This window comes from Nostoc sp. DSM 114160 (assembly GCF_053470305.1).
Window position 1 is genome coordinate 1 of record NZ_JBPFGO010000004.1, and the last position, 20975, is coordinate 20975.

Genomic DNA, 20975 nt, shown 5'->3' on the forward strand with positions numbered 1-20975 from the left:
GTCTATTAAATAAATGATATAGGCACAATTCATGAATTGTGCCTACAAATTATTTTGGGCAACGCACAATTAATTTCTGGAGATGTCTAATATCATTTATTACTATGTATTAAATATCGCCAATCGGTGAATATATGAGTAATATTATCGACATAATACTCTCTAGGGAGTATAAGAATTTATGATTACTTATAAGGAGTGGTGTTAAATATGATTCTTACTCGTATGTTTACTGAGTACCCTAGAGTAAATATTCTGTTGGCAAAGCTGAAGTTTCTGAAATCAGCAAGGCTTTTATTTTTTAGTTTTTCAGTATTATCTTTTATTCTAGGGATGGGGGCGGCAAGTATAGCGTTTCTGGGTATCAGTTTGGATAGTGCGATTGCTCAGATTCCATCGACACCAAATTCAGCACCTCTAAATCAGAAAACACCTTCTCAGGCTAATGTGCTATTTGTCAATCCTGGTGTTGGAGATGACAAGACAGGCAATGGCAGCGAATCCGCTCCTGTAAAAACGATTACCCATGCATTGCGATTAGCTAACGCCAATGTTGTAATTATGCTCTCTACGGGCACTTATAGCGCCGAGACAGGAGAGGAATTTCCCTTAATATTGAAACCGGGTATTTCAATTCAAGGCAACCCCAGCAATCAAGGTAAAGACATTATCATTCAGGGAGGCGGTGATTACCTGAGTCGAAGCTTTGGCGGTCAAAACGTCACAATTGTTGGAGCAAACCAAGCCTTGCTCGCAGGGGTAACGGTGACGAACTCTAATCCTCGTGGTTACGGTTTATGGATTGAATCTAGCAATCCGGTAGTCGCAGAAAATACATTTACTGACAATACTCAAGATGGAATTTCCGTTAGTGGTAATGCTGCACCTACCATTAGCAAGAATTACTTCGATCGCAATGGAGCCAATGGGATCACAATTGCTGGTAACTCTAGTCCCCAAGTGAAGGAAAATGTCTTTCACCAAACAGGTTTTGGAATTAATATTGCCCAAAATGCTGCTCCTATAGTTATAGGTAATCAAATTCAAAACAATAGATCGGGAATTATCGTACAAGCAAATGCCCGCCCGATTTTGCGGAATAATTCTATTCAAGATAATAAAGAAGATGGTTTAGTGGCGATCGCTCAAGCAATGCCAGATTTGGGTAGTGCATCCGAACCTGGAGGTAATACATTTCAAAATAACGGCCGCCACGACATTAACGCCAGCGCTGCTAAACAAGTGATTTCTGCTGCTGGTAACAACCTTGTGAGCGATCGCATCACTGGTAAGGTAGATATTAATGGTACAACAGCACTAGCAACCCCAAATTCTCAACCAGTTCCCAACAACGTATTACGACAAATACCACCAAGTGGAGAAATCACCTTCTCGGCTCCCGAAACCTCTGAAACTACTAATGGGCAAACCAGCAGCATTTCAGTAAATAATCCTGTTTCTGGGCAATTAAATAGTCAACTGCTGCCATTAATGCCAGCCAATAATGTACCGCTTTCCCCGCCTATATCCAAACAACCACCGACTTCTAGCGTCGCCGGATTTCCTACTCCTAGCAGCTTGTCAGGTAGACAAATACCAATTAACGCACAGCCACCTGATACACCACAGTTAAATTACGTGCGGATCGATCCTAATACCATTGAGTTTACTGCCCCTGAGTCCCCATCCAATTCAGTTGCACCTGAGCCACCAGTTGCAAGTATGAGGAATCAAACACAACAGCCATTACCAACACTAGAAACTGCTGCTCCTGGTGCTTCAGAACTTTTACCACTTCCCAATCCCAATATCCCCATTGTTAATACTCGCAATCTGCAAACAAGTTCTGCAAGTATTCCCTATGGTGGTAACTCTGCAAGACAATTTGGTATACGTTATCGCGTAGTAGTGCCACTAGCAACCGATCGGGATCGAGATTTAGTGCGATCGCTTGCTCCTGGTGCGTTTCTCACAGTTTGGGATGGTCAAAGAGTTATGCAAGCAGGAGTATTTAGCAGTGAATATAACGCTAAAGAAATGCTCAAAACACTCTCTAATAAAGGTTTAAGAGCTATTATGGAGCCGTTGAATTAATTGGGTATGGGGCATTGGGCAAAAGAGGTGGAGGATACTTTCACGCTTCGATCGCCCCTGAATTCAAATAGCATAGAACCAGATAACCACAAGACCACACTATGACTCCACAACTCGAAGCTGCGATCGCTGCCATCCAACTGCTTTCATCTACAGAACGTCAACAACTGCTGCAAATCCTTACCCAAAGCAATTCATCCTCACACTCTCAAACCGATCTTAAAAATCTTAGTAATCAGTTTTGGCAAGACACCACGCTCAAGCAGCTACTCGCCACCCAGACCCCCTATTACCGTTGATAACCTCAAATATCTCGCTGCTGACTTTTGGCCTGAAGAAGATTCCATTGAGGATTTTCTCACCTTCCTGCGACAGCAGCGCAAAGAGGCGATCTAACCAAACTGCCATGAGTCTTCTCCTGATTGATACTGATATCGCTTCCTTCATCCTCAAAGGTAGTGATTATGCCGAGCCTTACTTGCCACTTTTGAGTGGTCAGGAATTGGCACTGTCATTCATGACCGTCGCTGAACTGTTTCAGTGGGCAATTTTGCGTCAGTGGGGCGATCGTCGCCTCACACAGCTAGAACAATACCTGTCGAATTACCTAATCATTCCAGTCGATCAATCCCTTTGTCGAGAATGGGCACAGGTTCGTGCCAATCGACAAAGCGCGGGACGACCAATATCTCCACAAGATGCTTGGATTGCCGCAACGGCTCTACGCTACGACTTACCGCTAGTAACTCACAACATCAAAGACTTCCTAGAAATTCCCAATCTACGGCTTATTACCCCTTCACCTTAATACCGCATTTGTATTCTTACTTCTTGACAACTTGTATTTATTCATTCGTTGCAGTCAACCTGGCGAATATGAAGGTCAAATCCTTTTCATTCCTTTTGTTGATTATCATCGGCGATCGCAGGTCAAAATAAAATCAATCGACATTAGAAAAGCGATCGCTTTTCTAATGTGGAGGAGGCAATCGCGATTTCATCAAAGGAGCGATCGCACAGTATATGAGAAGAGATATTCCCGCGATCGCACACCCTTATATCTGCTAAGTGTACCAAGTTTTTTTCACGCAATCAAATAGGATTCCTATAATTATTCACTATACAATAAAATCATCGCCCATTTTATATCTGATGGCAATGTCTCATTTGTGTGAGCAAATTTTACAAACAGTAGAAGCATTATCGGCAGAAGAGCAGCGACAGGTTTTGGACTTTGTAGAGTTTCTACGGGCAAAACGTCACAAGCCAAGAACTATGGAATCTGAAATGGCTTCACAATCGTTTTTTGAAGTTGCCCAAGCTGCAATTGGGGCGGGGGAAGGCCCTGGCGATCTTTCAACAAATCCAGACTATATGCACGGCTACGGTCAGTAATGCTCTATCAAGTGATTGTTGACACAGGTGTTTTGGTGGCTTTAATTGATCGATGCGATCGCTATCACACTTGGGTAACAGAGCAGTTGATTCAGATTGCACCACCTTTGCTAACTTGTGAGGCTGTGATTTCAGAGGCCTGGTTTCTGTTGCAACGGGTGAATAATGGTCGGGAAACGCTGCTTCAACTTCTGGCTCAACGGCAAGTCGTGATTCAATTTAATTTGGATGCGGAGTTGACAACAGTATTGGCATTGCTGACTTGCTATCAATCTGTGCCAGTCTCTTTGGCAGATGCGGAACTAGTAAGAATGGCAGAGCTTTATCCCAACAGTTTTGTTTTTACTCTCGATAGTGATTTTCAAATTTATCGCAAGAATCGCGATCGCCCAATTCCTCTGCTCATTCCTCAGTCAGGAGTTTGAGAAAATTGGTGAAAAAGCAATGCACCTCAATTAGAGGCTGAGTTAAAACGGCGTATTAATCAAGCTAGTTAACATAGAACCCGTTACTGACATTCTAGTAACGGGTTTTTTTCAATTTAGCAGCTTGACTCAATGTGAATTTTGGAACTTGCCTTCAGCCATCATCTTTTTGGATATTCTCGCGATCGCACACCCTTATATCTGCGCTGATTTAGCGACATACTAGGAGTTGGGACGCATCGGAAACAACATCAACTAAACCTCATCTATGTTGAAACCTAGAGTTTTTTAAAAAATATATTTTTGTAGGTTGGGTGGAGTGAAACGCAACCCAACATTACCACCAAATTTTATGTTGGGTTACGCTATCGCTGCACCCAACCTACAAAACTACGGTTTTCAAAATAGACGAGGTTTAATTAGCCAAAGCAGCCAATACCGCCATCAAAGTGGGGTATCCACCACCAAACGCTATGTTGTGTTTTCACGCAATTAAATAGGACTCTTATAGTTGAATCATATTTATGATACTTTTGTGCGCGATCGCCTTCGCCGTAAATCAGGTTAAGGCAAAAAAACTCATCATCTAATACCTCAACACGACTTTGGAGTACCTCAAAACGACTTTCAGGTACCTCGAAACGACTTTGGAGTACCTCAAAACGACTTTCAGGTACCTCGAAACGACTTTCAGGTACCTCGAAACGACTTTCAGGTACCTCGAAACGACTTTGGAGTACCTTGAAACGACTTTCAGGTACCTCAAAACGACTTTTAAGTACCTTGAAACGACTTTCAGGTACCTCGAAACGACTTTTAAGTACCTCAAAACGACTTTGGAGTACCTCAAAACGACTTTCAGGTATCTATTGCTTATTTAATGTCATTTTTTTGACAAGTTTAATAAAAGCCTCAGTACAATCAACGAAAAATAATTAGGTCGCTCTTAGTTTGCTTTAATTTTTCCGAATTATCTCTCAGAGAAGTTTATTGTTGCATTGGCTAGAGTACATGCAGTAATCCCATAACTTCCTTCAGGAGCGCATTTTATGGCACGACTAAAACGCAGTTCACGCACTCTCGAAAACGCTCTCCGTCGAATTGCAGGAATGCGATCGATTAGCCCGACGCTAGAATTTGGTAACGGATTAAATTTGACAGACTACGACAGCCGCATCCAAAACTTGCAAACCCAGCTATCTACATACAACACTTTACTCTCTACTCTGGATGAAATGGCAGGTCGCCTCTCTCTAATTGAAGAAGAATTGCGCGGCTACTCTGAAAATATGTTAATGAGTGTAGCAACCCATTATGGCAAAGACAGTTTGCAATATATCCAGGCGGGAGGCAAACCACGCAAGAAATTATCACGCCGTTCGAGCAATACCCAATCCCCATCTGAGAGTACAGCTACAACCTTGAATGGTGCAAACAATGGTAAAAGAACCTCTATTGTTTGATTTTAATTGTTTAACTGCATGATGCTAATACCAATTCAATTAATGATTGCAACATATCCTTGGCTAAAGACGCGATAAATCGCGTCTCTACAAATAGATCATTTGTCGCATTCTTTTTTCAAATTGGTATAATGAATTCTTAATTACGAATTACGTTAGTGCAGCGTTAGCGACGCAGGAGCGTCATTACGAATTACGAATTACGAATTACGAATTATTCGATCGCTGGCTCTGCGTCGGAAAACGCCACCTGATACTCCTTATCTCCCCACTTCCTATCCTGGCTTATGATCCAAACGGGTAGCTTGCTCTAGGGCGGCTTTTTCTTTGGCTCGGCGGACATAGGGTTGTAATTGGGTGCGATCGCAAGCTGTAAAAATACTCAAATTTTCTAAGGTGATCCCCCGCATTAACATTTCTACGCGCCAAGTTTGTTGTGCTTGGGCGATCGCTGGCGTTTGTCCTTGGGGAGTTAACAATCCCTCGCTCCATACTTGCCAACGTGTCTCAAGTTCTGATTCTGAGATGGGTGTACCTGTTTCATTCAGAAACATCGCTGTTTGAGTATCTTTACGACTTTTCAGCCATTTGAGTAAGGGATTATTAGTAAAGGAACCGTAGCGTTTGCCCAAAATCCATTGATTCACAGGCACTTGACGAACAAATCCGGGGATTGTGATTTGCAGGAAGTGCCCTTGACTATCGTAAATTTGGTGCGATCGCTCCAAGCTAGTTATTTCTGTAGCGGATAACCCAGCCCCAAATAATACGTAAGCTAAGGCATAATCTCGTACTCCGAATTTCCTGGCTTGTTGCAGAATTTCGTGAACCAAACTAGCTGGTAAATCAGCTACTTCTGTGGTAGTGAATCCTCCTTGTAAGGAGTTTATTGCTGATTCTGTTGAAGATGACATGGCTCCATGTAAAAACAACTCCACCAAATTTTCCAGAAAATCGTCCCGATCCTCCCAAAGTTCGTGAAATTCGCTGGTGAACTCAATTACTGCATATCCCAAAATCATCCCATTCAGCAAACTGGCTAATTTTTCTGCGGGTAAATAAGTATTTAGGTGTCCTTGCTGAATTACAGTAGCTAAATACTGAGCTACATAACGGTTTGCCTCTGTGACTCCCCTGCCTAGTGCGCGGCGATTTTCTGCCGGGAATTGGTCGGCTTCACCTACCACAGATCGGACGAACTCTGGTACTCGTTCTAATGCATGTAAGCTATCACTTGCATAATCTTTCAGAGCTTGGTAAACATTGCCGGGAGGTGTTGCCCGCCGTACCAGCGATTCACCTAAATCCTTGAAGGCTGCGGACTCTTCCAGTACAGCTAAAAGTAATCCATGCTTATTGCCAAAATTCCGAAATAGAGTCACTTCATTGACTTCGGCTTTTTCAGCAATTTGGCGGGTTGTGGTAGCGCTAACTCCCTGAGCAGAAAACAACTCAAGTGCAGCTTGAATCAGGCGTTGACGAGTGGAAATGAGTTGAGATGACATAGAAAAATGCAAGTGGCACTTGCAGGGGTATCAGAGTTCTGCTAGCATAACAAATGTAAGTGATACTTGCTTTACTCTACCCTACGGGTTCGCCAGTCGCTAATGGGGGAAACCCCCAAGACCGCGCTGGCTCACTGTAACTAACTAGTAAGAGGTTGGATAAATCCTTAGTCGGATTATGCCCAAGAAAAAGTAAATCACTTCATGATCCATCAACAGGAATTTTTATGACCGCAAATTTTGGGGCGATCGCCCCTGAGAGAGGCAATTCACCTCGACTCAGTTGGACGAATGTAGTATTTTTTGCTACATTTCATGCCTTAGCACTTCTGTCTCCTTGGTTTTTCTCCTGGTCAGCATTAGGTTTGCTAGTGTTTCTGCACTGGTTATTCGGGAGCATTGGTATTTGCTTGGGATATCACCGACTACTGAGCCATAAAAGTTTCCAAGTTCCTAAGTGGTTAGAGTATGCGATCGCCCTGATTGGAGCGTTGGCTTTACAAGGCGGGCCAATTTTTTGGGTAGGTGGACACCGCCAACATCACGCCCACACAGAAGATATCAATTTAGACCCTTACTCTGCCCAAAGAGGCTTTTGGTGGAGCCATATATTGTGGATTTTCTACCCACGTCCAGAATTTTTTGACTATGACACCTATAAAAAATATGCCCCTGATTTAGCCAAACAACCCTTTTATTGTTGGCTAGATCGCTACTTCTTGCTATTGCAAATACCCTTCGCACTGCTCCTATATGCATTAGGAGGATGGTCTTTTGTATTCTATGGAGTGTTTCTCAGATGTGTCTTGCTTTGGCATTCAACCTGGTTTGTGAACTCAGCATCACACCTGTGGGGTTATCGCACCTTTGATGCCAATGATGGCGCTCGTAATCTTTGGTGGGTATCCCTCGTCACTTATGGAGAAGGCTGGCACAACAACCATCATACTTATCCCCACATGGCAAAATCTGGGTTTTCTTGGTGGGAAATTGATGTTACTTGGTGGAGCATTTTAGTTTTGCAGACTTTGGGTTTAGCTAAAAAAGTTGTCTCGCGTCCCCCTCAAGGTGCAACTCACGGCTAAATTGCAATTAAATGATCGTGAATTTGTTATGCCGATTGCTTCTTGCAGTCGGCTTATACCAATTCTGTATGAAGATGCGCCAAAATATAAGATGGGTGCTTTTGGTGTAAGCGTTATGGGTATGAGATTACTGATTGAGATTAAAGAGAGCCAAGAAGAATTGGAAAAAGCCCTTAAATATGTCACACAAGCAAGTAGTAAAGAAAGACTACAGATGCTCTATTGGTTAAAAAGTGGACAAGTGACAAGTAGGCAAGCGATCGCAGAACGTCTAGGACGCGACCCAAGCAACCATAACTCGTTGGATAAGAAAGTACAAAGATGGGGGACGACAAGGCTTACTGTCGATGAAATATGCGCCAGGTAAAGAGCCGATTGTTCAAGGGGAAAATTTAGAGCGTTTAAAACAAAGATTGTCTCAGCCACAAGGATTTCATAGCTATAGTCAAATTCAACAATGGCTCAATACCGAATTGGGACTCAACATAGCGTATAAAACTGTGTATCAGTTAGTTCGCTATCAACTCCAAGCCAAGCTGAAAGTTCCTCGTCCTCAAAGCACCAAACAGCACCCTTTAAGTCAGTCTCACTTTAAAAAAAACTTCCCCTAGCGCTGAAATTTTTGCAGTCAGAATTTGGAGACTCTAAGCGTGTGAGGTATCTATGTCAAGACGAAACTCGTTTAGGACTCAAAACAATTACCGGACGTTTGATTACTGCAAAAGGGATTAAACCTCTAGGGCACAGCCAGTGGCGGCGTGACAATTTTTATTTATACGGTGTCGTAGAACCCCTGAGTGGTTATAGCTTTTTCTACGAGTTTCCCTACCTCAATGCTGATTGTTTCCAGCACTTTTTGGAATTAGTGTCTGCTGAACTTGGTGATGATATTGCGGTTATCCAGTTTGATCGAGGGTCGTTTCATAAAGCAAAAACTCTTGATTGTCCTGATAACATTATCCCGATTTTTCAACCTCCGCACTCTCCAGAACTCAACCCAATTGAGCGGTTTTGGGAATTTCTCAAATCGAAACTCCAATGGCAAAACTGTAAAACCCTCGCACAATTACAGCTGAAGTTAACTGATGTCCTCAAAACGATTACACCTGAGATGATTGCTTCTGTGACTTCCTATGACTTTATCCTTGAAGCCTTATTTAGCGCAGCTTCATAAAGAATTGGTATTACTAATTTTTATCAGTAGTGTTTCACGGTAAAATCTAACGGATTAAATCACCGTAGTACATCAAGTGTGAAAACTGACAGCATTTTTTATCGCCTTTTTCAAGAACTTCCTAGCATCTTTTTTGAATTAATTGGCAATCCACCGCAAACGGCAGAGGGTTATCAATTCTCTTCAATTGAAATCAAGCAAACGGCATTCCGTATAGATGGTGTTTTTCTGCCAACACAAGGAGAAGAAAATCCGATTTATTTTGTTGAAGTCCAGTTTCAAACTGACACAGAAATTTATTCCCGCTTATTTTCAGAAATTTATTTATACTTACGCCAAAATAAACCGAAAAATTCTTGGCGAGGAGTAGTTATCTATCCCAATCGCAGTTTAGATACAGCAGATATCAATAATTACAGTGAATTTTTCACCAGTCAGCGCGTCAGTCGCATTTATCTTAATGAATTAGGTGAGACTGCATCATTGCCAGTTGGAATTGCTACGATGAAATTAGTGGTCGATGAACAGGAGACAGCAATTATAGCTGCTAGGCAGTTAATAGAAAGAACCCAGCAAGAAATCAACATCGAATCACAACGGCGGCAGTTACTAGAATTGATAGAGACAATATTAGTTTATAAGTTTCCAACGATGAGTCGAGAGGAGATTGAAGGTATGTTTGGGTTAAGTGATTTGAAACAAACACGAGTTTATCAAGAAGGTAAGCAAGAAGGCAAACAAGAAGGAGCGCGTGAGGAAAAGTTTAGAACGATCCCTTTGTTGTTGAGGCTGGGATTGAGTTTTGAAGAAACCGCGAAAGAGTTAGGTTTGAGCCTAGAAGAGATTCAGCAAGAAATGCAAAAACAGCCTCCAAGTCAGGATATGTAACCTACAATTAGCACTGCTCGCAGATAACCCTAACATTCCGACTATTTTCCATTTACACAATTTTTAATTTTTTGTATGATTTCGCTCTCTCCTATTCTCCAAGCTAGACTCTCCCAACCCCTCAAAATTGGCTCTTTCGAGGTGAAAAGTCGGGTTCTCCAGTCGCCTCTATCTGGGGTTACAGATATGGTGTTTCGCCGTCTAGTGCGTCGCTATGCCCCAGATTCGATGATGTATACCGAAATGGTGAATGCTACGGGGTTGCATTATGTCAAGCAGTTACCCAAAATCATGGAGGTAGATCCCAACGAACGCCCAATTAGCATTCAACTATTTGATTGCCGTCCAGATTTTTTAGCAGAAGCAGCAATCAAGGCAGTTGCCGAAGGTGCTGATACTGTTGATATTAATATGGGTTGTCCCGGTTAATAAAATCACTAAAAATGGTGGCGGTTCTTCATTGTTGCGGCAACCAGAAGTAGCAGAAGCAATTGTGCGAGAAGTGGTAAAAGCTGTTGATGTACCTGTGACAGTAAAAACTCGTATTGGCTGGAATGACAACGAAATTACTATTCTCGACTTTGCCAAGCGGATGGAAGATGCCGGGGCAAAAATGATTACGGTACATGGACGCACCCGCGCCCAAGGGTACAATGGCAATGCTCGTTGGGAATGGATTGCGCGTGTCAAAGAAGTGCTTTCTATCCCAGTGATTGGGAATGGAGATATTTTTTCGGTTGAAGCGGCAGTGAAATGTTTAGAACAAACTGGCGCTGATGGTGTGATGTGTTCGCGTGGAACTTTGGGTTATCCGTTTTTGGTGGGAGAAATCGATCATTTTCTGAAAACAGGAGAGATATTACCATCGCCAACCCCGATTCAGCGCTTGGAATGTGCAAGAGATCATTTACAAGCCTTGTGGGAATATAAAGGCGATCGCGGTGTACGTCAAGCCCGTAAGCACATGACTTGGTATGCTAAAGGTTTCGTTGGTGCTGCCGAACTCCGCGGACAGTTAAGTTTAGTTGAAAGAGTAGATCAAGGTTTGGCAATGATTGACCAAGCAATTGAAAAATTAGCTAATGGTTATGAACTAGAGGAAGAAGCAGAAGGTAGTTTGGTAATGCTTTAAAAAGTTGATTTTAATCTAGTTTGGAGTGATATTGCTGGTTGCAAAAAGTGAAGCGATCGCTTGTATACTACTGTTTCAGTTAGGGTTTAAATCTTTTTATGTAACTCTTTTGAATTTTGAATGTTTAACTAGCCAAAATTATATTCTCTGAGAAAATTGGTTTCAATCCCTAATAGGGATTTTAGTTAATTGCAATGAGGTTCAGCAGTGCCTTGGGCAATAGGTGCAAAGTTTCAATCCCTAATAGGGATTTTAGTTAATTGCAATTCCCATTTCCTGTCTAATTCAGCGCAAAATAGCTTAGTTTCAATCCCTAATAGGGATTTTAGTTAATTGCAATGCGGTAACGGCGATTACGCCGGCGATTCTTGGGTTTCAATCCCTAATAGGGATTTTAGTTAATTGCAATAATGAGTAATGAGTAATAAGTGTCAGTTTCAATCCCTAATAGGGATTTTAGTTAATTGCAATGTCTTATATCCTGCCGATGCCAGAAGGTAAAATAAGTTTCAATCCCTAATAGGGATTTTAGTTAATTGCAATGATATAAATTAATAGATGAATTCCTAGAGATTAATGTTTCAATCCCTAATAGGGATTTTAGTTAATTGCAATTTCCATCAAGGTAGCTGTACCCACTAGCTTTTCATCGTTTCAATCCCTAATAGGGATTTTAGTTAATTGCAATGTTGCTTTAGGGTTATCAAAGGGGCGATCGCATCTGTTTCAATCCCTAATAGGGATTTTAGTTAATTGCAATGGCATTGTTTTTGGTGGCCTACCTTCAGCTTGTTTCAATCCCTAATAGGGATTTTAGTTAATTGCAATTTATATCTAATGGGAATTAATGCACAAAATGCTGAGTTTCAATCCCTAATAGGGATTTTAGTTAATTGCAATCACATTCATAAACTTTCACTTTGCCACCAAAGGAATGTTTCAATCCCTAATAGGGATTTTAGTTAATTGCAATACGTCCAGCGTTATGTTGCCCAAGCTCAGGTAACAGTTTCAATCCCTAATAGGGATTTTAGTTAATTGCAATTTTTTTCTCCTCCATAATAAAATGTTTCCAATTATTGTTTCAATCCCTAATAGGGATTTTAGTTAATTGCAATACTTTAGAATGGCTTGCAAATTTCAACGCGAAAATGTTTCAATCCCTAATAGGGATTTTAGTTAATTGCAATTTCTATTCCTTGCTATGCCAGTGTTTGCAATACCAGTTTCAATCCCTAATAGGGATTTTAGTTAATTGCAATCGCTGGCTTCTGAAAGCGTTGCTGTATTTGGTTTTCAAGGTTCAGTTGCGCGAATGAACGAATCATAACACAGGGAATAGTGAGATCACAAGATGCAAATCGCTGAAACCCAGCCCCTATAAGGTGCGCGGATGGTTTGAAAGTACCATTGCCCTGAAAGTCTTATATAGAAGGAGCGTACAGCCTTTTTCGCTCCTTCTCATTTTGTACACCTACCCATCCGCGCATAAGGCAAGAAAATTAGCCTGATTAGCGATCGCTACCACCATTACAATAAGCGATCGCCTAATCCTGGCACACCTTAATTGACCAAATCAGGGAACACCTCTTGCACAGCAGGATGCACTAAGCGATGATTCTGCACATTCACACCCTTAGCCAATGCTGGGTTAACCTCCAGTGCCAAAATTCCCAAATTCGCTAACTGGACAACATAAGGTAATGTACTATTATTAAGTGCTTGAGTTGCTGTCCAAGGTACTGCTCCCGGCATATTCGGAACGCCATAGTGCACTACACCTTCTTCAAGGTATACCGGATTTGTGTGGGATGTTGGGTGTAAGGTTTCTATACAACCGCCTTGGTCAACGGCTACATCAACTATCACCGAACCAGGACGCATTTGTTTGACCAATTCGCGAGATACTAGTATTGGCGCTCTACGTCCTAACACTAAAACTGCACCGATGAGCAAATCGGCTTCAAGGACTGCGGCTTCAATATGAGCAGAGTTGCTGTAAAGCAATTCGACTCTAGAGCCAAACAGTGTTTCTAAGTAAGATAAACGCTCGACACTCACATCTAAAATCTGCACGACCGCACCCATACCTACGGCAATTTTAGCTGCTTCTGTACCGACAACGCCACCACCTAAAATTACTACTTTGCCCGGTTTGACTCCAGGGGGGGGACACCGCCTAAAAGTACACCTCTACCACCTTGCTGACGTTCTAGGAATCTGGCCCCAAATTGTACTGCTAGCCGACCGGCAATTACGCTCATGGGGGTGAGCAAGGGTAATCTGTTTGCTCCAGGTTGTTCTACAGTTTCGTAGGCGATCGCAGTTGTGCCACAATCAATTAAATGCTCTGTCAACTTGCGATCGGCTGCTAAATGTAAATAAGTAAATAATACCTGCCCTTTTTGCAAAAATTTATACTCAGATGTCAGCGGTTCTTTGACTTTAACGACCAATTCCCGATTCCAAGCTTTTTCTGATGTGGGAACAATTTCGGCTCCAGCATTTTTGTAGTCGTCATCTGAGAATCCAGCACCATTACCTGCTTGCGTCTCGACGAAGATGCTATGACCATTTTCTCGCAGCACCCTCACACTAGAAGGACTTAACCCTACCCGAAATTCTTGATCCTTATTTTCCTTGGGAACGCCGATTTCCATATATAGCCTCTGATAATTTTTTTGTTTAACTGTAGCCTTCCAATCTCAAGCTTGCTACTTCCGTCTTCCTAGTTCCGTATTAGAGATAGCTGGATTAGAGATACCTAATTTCTGTTCTAACTTTCTTAATTCAATCTGAGTAGCCCAAACTCTTACCCTTGACTATTGCCCCAGTATTTATACAATATATAAAGAATAGTAACAATTTATTAAAAGAGCGATTGTATAGCTCCCTACTTAGGAAGCTTTTGCTGAATTTCTCAAGTCATCTTGGCATTCAAGCACTGCAATCAGCTTTTAAGTTAACTTGACTTTTCAACGTCATCTGAAAATTTCAAAGTCTCTCTTCTTTCAAGAGAGATTTAGAAAGGGGTTTTCCAGATACCATAAAAAGTAAGTAGCGATTATCCCCACTTTCTGCGACTTCTACCAGAAGTTTGATATCAAGTCCCGTTTGCCAAAAATAAGGTTTCTTAAAAAATGACACAAACACAACCAACAATTACACCTAAACTAGAAGAGCCTAAGTTTGGCTTTAACGAATATGCCGAACGCTTGAATGGTCGAGCTGCAATGATTGGCTTTGGTTTGATGCTGGTGATTGAATATGTCACTAATCAAGGGGTGCTATCATGGCTGGGTCTGAAGTAGTGCCATCAACAAGCACAATCTTAAAGTTGTAAGCTAGTAATTAAAAGAGTTTCAACCAGCTGGAACAACCAGTTGGTTTTGACTTCTATAATTGATAGCGGAGTACTTCGCCCTAGATAGATTAATTATACTTAATTCATAAATAACTGCCCTAGAATGTAAGCAAGAGAGGAATCGAAATACCTATTAGCGATTGAAATATCATAGACTTGCAACTAATATGTGCAAGGCGATTAATGAGTAAATTTCCTCCCCCTACTAAAAAAATCATAACTTAGTGTCTGCCTTGAATGAGAAAGGCAAATTATGGGTGAGGTATTCTTGGTAAATATACACAAAAGGTGAACTGGAACCAACCAAGCTGTGATGAATGCTGTATTACCTCGTTTTTTGAAGTCAACCTACCGAAAAGAGCCACTAATCAGTGTACTGATGACAATGGGCGTTATGGATGCCCTGATTGGCGGATTGAATGATAGCTGGTCGTTGTTTGCTTTTGGTTTGGGAACGGCAGGGATAGCGCTAGGCTTTAAGTTGTGGCGTCTCCAGCAGCGTCGTTCTTTACCAGAGGAGCCTGTAGTGCAACATTATTTGCCCTCTCGTTCTTCTAGTGCGCCTTTACCAATGTTAAGTGTTTCTAAGAAAAAACCACCTCTTTAAGATGTGCAGAGTTATGACTGAAAATAACTCTGCAAAATTTATTGGGTTTAACTGTATCTATAAAAGTGAGGAAAAAGAGTGAGTAGTGAGGGAAGAGGTGGCGGTAATTTTCTGCGGCCATATATTATCCTGGCATTTATGGCAGTTGCCCTTCCAGTGAGTACCTGGGAAGGGTTTTATATTCATCAAGCTCATGCTGCCATTGAAGTAACGCCAAACTTCCCAGCTAACACCAACTTTGCTAATGCTCAACTACTTTACACACTCATCGGACATAACGGAACCATTAAATCCCTTGCTTTCACTCCAGATAGCAGAATTCTGGTAAGTGGAGGTGCAGAAAACGAGGGTGTAATTCGCCTGTGGAATTTAGCAAAGGGCAAAAAGTTGGCGACTATTAACAAAGCACACAAAGCAGCCGTAGAATCTTTAGTGATTTCGCCAGATGGACAAACCCTCGCTAGCTGTAGTGATGACGACACGATTAACCTCTGGAGCCTAAAAAATTTAAAATTTAGCCGCTCTTTTGTCGGACATACTAGTAACGTCTTATCTTTAGCGGTGTCTCCTGATAGTAAAGTTCTCGTCAGTGGAGCTTTAGATGGGATTCGGATGTGGGATTTGCTACAGCAGCGTCCTCTAGGGACTATAGTACGCTTTGATAATTTGATTTATACTCTCGCTATTAGTCCTGATGGACAGACCTTGGCTAGTGGTGATAATAAGGGTGTAATCAAGCTGTGGAATTTGAGTACTGGTAAATTAATCAGTGAATTGGCAGCTCATTCTAGTGCTGTTAGCGCTGTGCTCTTTACACCAGATGGACAAACATTAGTTAGTGCTAGCCACGATCGCACCATAAAACTGTGGAATATTAATACTGGAGAATTAGTCCGCACCCTTACAGGACATAATAACTGGGTAAATGCGATCGCTCTTAATCCCGATGGACAAACCCTTGCTAGTGCCGGTAGAGATGGAATTAAATTGTGGGATTTAACTACAGGTGAGTTAATAAATACACTGAATGGACATACAGATTGGGTAAGTGCGATCGCTTTTAGTCCCAATGGGAAAATTCTTGCCAGTGGTGGATTCGATCGACAAATCAAGATTTGGGGGATTCCCACAAAACGAAAGTAACAGCGATCGGACAAAATAATCGTCAAAGAGTAAACTATATCCCCCATTTCTTTTAAGAAGTCGGGGATATCATTTTGAGAGCTGATTCGTAAAGAAAATCTGAAGGATACTCAACTCGTTACTAGGGTCTGAGTTTCAGCGAATAAGTATTTTTTTGACTCAAATTCCTGAAATCCTTGCAAGACAAGTACTTTACTTGAGTTTACAAATTAGCTCTGACGCTCCTTTCAAGGCTTTGTGACTTGCCATAGCTCAAATTCTCACTTCATGTAGAAACTTAATATCGCTAACGCCGAAAAATTCCCCCAATTATTTCCTGTTTCTGCTAAACTTTGGTCTTGCCTTTTTAAAGTTTTTGTAGTAAAAAATCAACCAAAGCTCAGATCGAATTTTGCTATAACTAGTCAAAATCAATGATGGTAGCAACCAACAGCAATGTCTACAACAGGCTACGCCTACCCCAAATTTTGAAGAACTGTGAATACTTGATGAAAATACAGCCGAACTAATATCTGATCCAGCAAATTACTGTAAGTATAAACATAGGTAAATTCAAATCATCTGTGCAGTTACTTGCCCTCTAGAGCGGAACAATTTCTGAACTTAGACAATCTTAGAAATAATCGTCGTCAGTAAATGCACTCAGTTAAAAGTCACGAACTCGTGTGAAGCCAAGGCTTGTAGCGCTTAACCGCTATTTTGAAGATAGGATAACTTGTTACTTAAATAATGTTTAATTTTCCCGAACTGCTTTTGATCCCCATTTCGATAGAATGACTAGGCAGAACCCTAAAACTAAAAACCGCTTTTGACTGCGACGCTCATGAATCAACTGAACAATGGTTTTACGCTATTTTTAAGTCTGCTAGTCGAGGCGATGCCTTTTTTGCTTCTTGGGGTTTTATTCTCCAGTTTGCTGCTGTTTTTTGTTGATGAGCGCAAACTAGTAGAAAAAATGCCCAAAAATCCGCTGTTGGGTGCTTTAGTTGGCAGTGCGATCGGCTTTTTGTTTCCGGTGTGTGAGTGCGGGAATGTACCGGTAGCGCGGCGATTCCTGATTCAAGGAGTACCCACACCAGTCGCAATTGGTTTTTTGTTAGCAGCACCAACAATTAACCCAGTTGTAATTTGGGCCACTTGGACAGCATTTCGAGATCAGCCAGAAATAGTAGTCTTACGAGTCGTATTTTCTCTAACAATTGCCACAATTATCGGGTTTGTTTTCAGTTTTCAAAAGGACTTAAATCCCATAGTCCAACCTGCGATCGCTCGTTATATGAAGTTTAATCCACCCGCGCAGCCCCAAACCAAACGCCGTAGTAAACCTTACCAAGGACAACAGGAAGAAACAGTACCGAATCTGTTGCAATCTGGGACTTATATCTTGGGAGGAAAAGCAGGTATCCCTCTACGGATAGATGCTAATTCAGTACTGCCTACCTCAGTCTCTACTGCTGATAAACCGCTAGCAGCCAAACTGCGCTTAGTTGTGGATAATAGCATCCAAGAATTGCGGGAATTGGGCGGAGTGATGGTTTTAGGAAGTGCGATCGCTGCTGCTATTCAAGTCCTAGCTCCCCGTGAATTAGTTCTCAGTTTGGGTGCTGGGCCTATTACCTCAATTGTGGTCATGCTGATATTAGCTGTAATAGTATCAATTTGTTCTACAGTTGATTCTTTCTTCGCTTTATCTTTTGCCTCAACCTTTAGCAGCGGTTCATTGTTGGCATTTCTGGTGTTTGGGCCAATGATTGACATCAAAAGTGTTGGTTTGATGTTATCTATTTTTAAACCCAAGACTATTTTTTACTTATTTGCTTTAGCAGCACAATTGACATTTGTCTTCACTCTTTTCTTGAACTTGCACGTCTTTTAAGAAAATAATTGTCATTTGTCATTTGTCCTTTGTCCCTTGTCAGTTGTCCTTTACAAATGACCAATGACCAATGACCAATGACTAATGACCAATGACCAATGACTAATGACTAACAAAAATCCCAAATCTCAAATCCCAAATCTGTTACTTCCTTGGCTGGATGCTCTAGCAATTACTGCTTGGGGCATTTTGATGCTGAGATATTGGCTAACTAATAAGCTGAACCTGTTGATTCATCCAAATTACATTTGGTTTGTGGTTGTAACTGGTATCAGCTTGATCGTTATTGGTTTGTTCAAGATGCAGGAACTTTGGCAACGGCGTCGCCGTGATGTTACGCCACCAAACACCCAGCATATTAGTTTATTTCCCCCTGGTTGGGGCAGTGCTTTATTGTTGACTACAGCGATTCTAGGTTTTATGATTACACCGCAAGTTTTTGCTAGTGACAAAGCACTCCAAAGGGGCGTGACGGCTGATTTATTGGGAAGCACACGTGTTAAACCCCAAGCGTTTCGCGCTACTGTTCGTCCAGAGGAGCGATCGCTTGTAGACTGGGTACGCACCGTCAATGTCTATCCTGAACCAGATACATATACAGGGCAAAAAGTCAAGGTGCAGGGATTTGTGATTCACCCGCCCGATATCGGAAAAGAATATTTGTTTTTAGCACGATTTGTCTTAAGTTGTTGTGCAGCAGATGCTTACCCTGTGGGATTGCCCGTCAAACTACAAAATAATCAAGAGCTTTACCCTGCTGATACATGGCTGGAAGTAGAAGGACAAATGGTGACAGAAAATTTGGCAGGTAAACGTCAACTTACTATTGCCGCTACCTCTCTCAAAAAGATTCCTCAACCCCAAAATCCTTATAGTTATTAGTTATTTGTTGATGACAAATGACAAATACTTCTCTACGAGAGGCTGCGCCAACGGCTTCGCGGTAGTTGAGCGCAGTCGAAACTCAGTACAAGTGACAAATGACAAATGACAAATGACTAAATCTAAAGCATTTATCCAACCACTGGATCGTATAGCGATCGCACTAATGTTACTGCTGAGTGTGCTGATTGGGTTAATCATCTTGCAAGGTGATGTGGTAACTGCTCGTGTCCGAGAATTTACTTGGCAAAATCAACAAATTGGGGCAGAAGATAATTCCTTCACCCTCACCTTCAGCCGCCCAATGGAAACAAAAAGCGTCGAGGATAACTTGAAAATCGATCCACCCCTAGCAGGTAAATTCAGTTGGGCAGGGCGGCGGATGGTTTATACATTGGTGACACCAGCCCCTTATGGCACAAATTATAAAGTGCAGTTACAAGGAGCTAAAGATAAGTTTGCAGAGCAAGAAGGTACAAATCGGCTGATACAGCCCTTTACAGGTAGCTTCCGTACACGCGATCGCGTTATCCTTTACATCGGAACCGACAAAGAAGAACAGGGACGGTTAGTTCTTTACAACTTAACCCAAGAGCAAAAAAGGGTACTTACTCCCAAAGACCTGATAGTAATCGACTTTGAGTCATTTCCTGATGGGGAGAAAATTTTATTTTCTGCTCGCGCCGCAAACAATCAAGACTTACTTTCAGCCCAACTATATACAGTGACAACAGGCGTTTCTGCTAAATCTGGACAAAAAGCAGAACCAGAAGGCAAAGTTGACCTGACTTTAGATAGTAAAGATTATCAAAACCTGAAATTTGACTTATCACCTGATGGGCAAACTATTGTCATCCAGCGAGGAAATAAAACTAATCCTGGTGACTTTGGATTATGGTTTATGCCAGCAACCAGTGATGGTTCAGCAGAAAAACCCCCCCCGAAACGCCTAAAAAGCCAGCCGGGAGGTGACTTTATGGTGACACCAGATAGTAAAGCCGTAGCAGTTGCTCAAGGGCAAGGAGCAGCAATTTTACCACTGCAAGATGATGCAAGTAAACCTTTGGATTTTCTGCCGCAGTTTGGTTTGGTACAAGCTTTCTCCAAAGATGGTTCTCAAGCAGCAATGGTAAAGTTTAATACAGATTACACGCGGGATTTATTTTTGGTGACAAACCAAGGTGTGCAGAAACAGCTATTAAAAACAACAGGTTCAATTCTCAGTTGCCAATTTGACATCGCTTCACCCACCCTCTACTGCTTGCTAACACAGCTAGTATCCAAAGAACAATACATAGAACAGCCCTATGTGGTGGCAATTGATTTGAAAACTGGGCAACAGAAACCACTGTTAGTACTGCCTCCCGCTCAACGAAATGTGCAAATGAGTTTATCTGCTGACGGTTTAGGCTTGTTATTTGACCAAGTAGTACCGCAGACAAATCCCCCAGCATCATTACCCACAAACACTTTGAAAACCGATGATGGAGATACAATCGCTACCAGTAGCCTGTGGTTAATGCCTCTATTGCCCATCGCTGATACTACGACTGTTGAAATTAAACCAGAACAACTCCCCTTAGCAGGATTTCATCCCCGCTGGCTACCTTGAGAGAATAATTCCTAATTCGACTTTGGAAGGTTAGTTAAGGTGTCGCCACCAAAAATCAAGTTGAATCTAATGGAGTTCAGTTCCATCTTTACGGAGCAGATAGCGATCGCTAATTAACTTCAAGACTACTCTACCTATTTCTGGATGCGTTTTCTCAATCATCGGTTGCACAACAACGCCTTCCATGATGCAACTGGGACTAACTACACTATTGACATTATTGAACTGAGACACCGCTTCCCAAGTGTAAGCACCGATATAAAGTACAGGTACTAGTAGTCCGCCAAATGAACTTGGCGGGGTAAAGGGCAAAGGGGAAAGGGGAAAGGT

Annotated in this window: 21 protein-coding genes, 2 pseudogenes and 1 CRISPR repeat array; of the genes and pseudogenes, 19 read left to right on the top strand and 4 right to left on the bottom strand. The window is 41.9% G+C overall.

Annotated elements, in window-relative coordinates; genetic code table 11:
• Positions 1-210 precede the first annotated feature (210 nt).
• The 3 genes from NSTCB13_RS31835 to NSTCB13_RS31845 all read left to right on the top strand — a co-directional run bounded on the left by NSTCB13_RS31835 (position 211) and on the right by NSTCB13_RS31845 (position 2902).
• Positions 211-2094, top strand: a complete 1884-nt coding sequence (locus NSTCB13_RS31835) for a DUF1565 domain-containing protein (protein ID WP_448275051.1) — start codon at positions 211-213, stop codon at positions 2092-2094.
• Between the two features lie 101 nt (positions 2095-2195).
• Entirely contained in the window at positions 2196-2393 is a 198-nt protein-coding gene (locus tag NSTCB13_RS31840; RefSeq protein WP_448275053.1) for a hypothetical protein, read from the top strand.
• 107 nt (positions 2394-2500) lie between these two features.
• Entirely contained in the window at positions 2501-2902 is a 402-nt protein-coding gene (locus NSTCB13_RS31845; RefSeq protein ID WP_448275055.1) for a PIN domain-containing protein, read from the top strand.
• A gap of 143 nt (positions 2903-3045) precedes the next feature.
• On the opposite strand, the gene NSTCB13_RS31850 is transcribed toward NSTCB13_RS31845, so the two are convergent.
• Positions 3046-3186: a hypothetical protein gene (locus NSTCB13_RS31850; RefSeq protein WP_448275056.1), complete on the bottom strand. Its 141-nt coding sequence runs from the start codon at positions 3184-3186 to the stop codon at positions 3046-3048.
• 66 nt (positions 3187-3252) lie between these two features.
• Between NSTCB13_RS31850 and NSTCB13_RS31855 the strand changes: the two genes are divergently transcribed.
• The 4 genes from NSTCB13_RS31855 to NSTCB13_RS31870 all read left to right on the top strand — a co-directional run bounded on the left by NSTCB13_RS31855 (position 3253) and on the right by NSTCB13_RS31870 (position 5377).
• Positions 3253-3489 (top strand): hypothetical protein, encoded by a 237-nt coding sequence (locus NSTCB13_RS31855; protein ID WP_448275058.1) that lies wholly within the window; start codon positions 3253-3255, stop codon positions 3487-3489.
• Positions 3489-3914: a type II toxin-antitoxin system VapC family toxin gene (locus tag NSTCB13_RS31860; RefSeq protein WP_448275059.1), complete on the top strand. Its 426-nt coding sequence runs from the start codon at positions 3489-3491 to the stop codon at positions 3912-3914. The genes NSTCB13_RS31855 and NSTCB13_RS31860 overlap by 1 nt, the downstream gene beginning before the upstream one ends.
• A gap of 319 nt (positions 3915-4233) precedes the next feature.
• Entirely contained in the window at positions 4234-4410 is a 177-nt protein-coding gene (locus NSTCB13_RS31865; protein WP_448275061.1) for a hypothetical protein, read from the top strand.
• A 553-nt stretch (positions 4411-4963) separates the two neighbouring features.
• Entirely contained in the window at positions 4964-5377 is a 414-nt protein-coding gene (locus NSTCB13_RS31870) for a hypothetical protein (RefSeq protein ID WP_448267129.1), read from the top strand.
• Between the two features lie 275 nt (positions 5378-5652).
• On the opposite strand, the gene NSTCB13_RS31875 is transcribed toward NSTCB13_RS31870, so the two are convergent.
• Positions 5653-6882, bottom strand: coding sequence for a TetR family transcriptional regulator (locus tag NSTCB13_RS31875; protein WP_448267128.1), 1230 nt, complete (start codon positions 6880-6882; stop codon positions 5653-5655).
• A 227-nt stretch (positions 6883-7109) separates the two neighbouring features.
• Between NSTCB13_RS31875 and NSTCB13_RS31880 the strand changes: the two genes are divergently transcribed.
• The 6 genes and pseudogenes from NSTCB13_RS31880 (at position 7110) to dusB (ending at position 11161) form a co-directional block, all read left to right on the top strand.
• Positions 7110-7967 carry an acyl-CoA desaturase gene (locus NSTCB13_RS31880; protein ID WP_448267127.1) on the top strand — a complete coding sequence of 286 codons (858 nt, stop codon included), beginning with the start codon at positions 7110-7112 and terminating at the stop codon, positions 7965-7967.
• 28 nt (positions 7968-7995) lie between these two features.
• Complete coding sequence (locus NSTCB13_RS31885; RefSeq protein WP_448275063.1) at positions 7996-8334, top strand: hypothetical protein; 339 nt, start codon at positions 7996-7998, stop codon at positions 8332-8334.
• On the top strand, positions 8315-8578 hold the full coding sequence (locus tag NSTCB13_RS31890) for a hypothetical protein (RefSeq protein ID WP_448275064.1): 264 nt from the start codon (positions 8315-8317) through the stop codon (positions 8576-8578). Before NSTCB13_RS31885 ends, NSTCB13_RS31890 begins: the two co-directional genes overlap by 20 nt.
• 41 nt (positions 8579-8619) lie before the next feature.
• Entirely contained in the window at positions 8620-9141 is a 522-nt protein-coding gene (locus NSTCB13_RS31895) for an IS630 family transposase (RefSeq protein WP_448275066.1), read from the top strand.
• A gap of 78 nt (positions 9142-9219) precedes the next feature.
• A complete protein-coding gene (locus tag NSTCB13_RS31900) occupies positions 9220-10029 on the top strand; it encodes an Rpn family recombination-promoting nuclease/putative transposase (RefSeq protein ID WP_448275067.1) in 810 nt (269 codons plus the stop codon).
• A gap of 75 nt (positions 10030-10104) precedes the next feature.
• Positions 10105-11161: pseudogene (dusB, locus tag NSTCB13_RS31905) on the top strand (tRNA dihydrouridine synthase DusB).
• 159 nt (positions 11162-11320) lie between these two features.
• Positions 11321-12423: direct repeats of the CRISPR family, unit length 37 nt; unit sequence GTTTCAATCCCTAATAGGGATTTTAGTTAATTGCAAT.
• Between the two features lie 301 nt (positions 12424-12724).
• Here the strand turns inward: dusB and ald are convergent.
• Positions 12725-13821, bottom strand: a pseudogene (gene ald / locus NSTCB13_RS31910) (alanine dehydrogenase).
• Positions 13822-14301: 480 nt separating this feature from the next.
• Here ald and NSTCB13_RS31915 point away from each other — a divergent pair.
• The 6 genes from NSTCB13_RS31915 to NSTCB13_RS31940 all read left to right on the top strand — a co-directional run bounded on the left by NSTCB13_RS31915 (position 14302) and on the right by NSTCB13_RS31940 (position 20645).
• Positions 14302-14472, top strand: coding sequence for a hypothetical protein (locus tag NSTCB13_RS31915; RefSeq protein WP_099099534.1), 171 nt, complete (start codon positions 14302-14304; stop codon positions 14470-14472).
• Between the two features lie 366 nt (positions 14473-14838).
• Entirely contained in the window at positions 14839-15132 is a 294-nt protein-coding gene (locus NSTCB13_RS31920; protein ID WP_292776335.1) for a hypothetical protein, read from the top strand.
• Between the two features lie 78 nt (positions 15133-15210).
• Positions 15211-16275 (top strand): WD40 repeat domain-containing protein, encoded by a 1065-nt coding sequence (locus NSTCB13_RS31925; protein WP_448275069.1) that lies wholly within the window; start codon positions 15211-15213, stop codon positions 16273-16275.
• Between the two features lie 823 nt (positions 16276-17098).
• Entirely contained in the window at positions 17099-18151 is a 1053-nt protein-coding gene (locus NSTCB13_RS31930; RefSeq protein ID WP_448275857.1) for a permease, read from the top strand.
• 105 nt (positions 18152-18256) lie between these two features.
• Positions 18257-19033, top strand: coding sequence for a TIGR03943 family putative permease subunit (locus tag NSTCB13_RS31935; protein ID WP_448275071.1), 777 nt, complete (start codon positions 18257-18259; stop codon positions 19031-19033).
• 112 nt (positions 19034-19145) lie between these two features.
• Complete coding sequence (locus tag NSTCB13_RS31940; RefSeq protein WP_448275073.1) at positions 19146-20645, top strand: hypothetical protein; 1500 nt, start codon at positions 19146-19148, stop codon at positions 20643-20645.
• A 66-nt stretch (positions 20646-20711) separates the two neighbouring features.
• Here the strand turns inward: NSTCB13_RS31940 and NSTCB13_RS31945 are convergent, their stop codons facing one another.
• Positions 20712-20957, bottom strand: a complete 246-nt coding sequence (locus NSTCB13_RS31945) for a hypothetical protein (protein ID WP_448275075.1) — start codon at positions 20955-20957, stop codon at positions 20712-20714.
• Between the last annotated feature and the right edge of the window lie 18 nt (positions 20958-20975).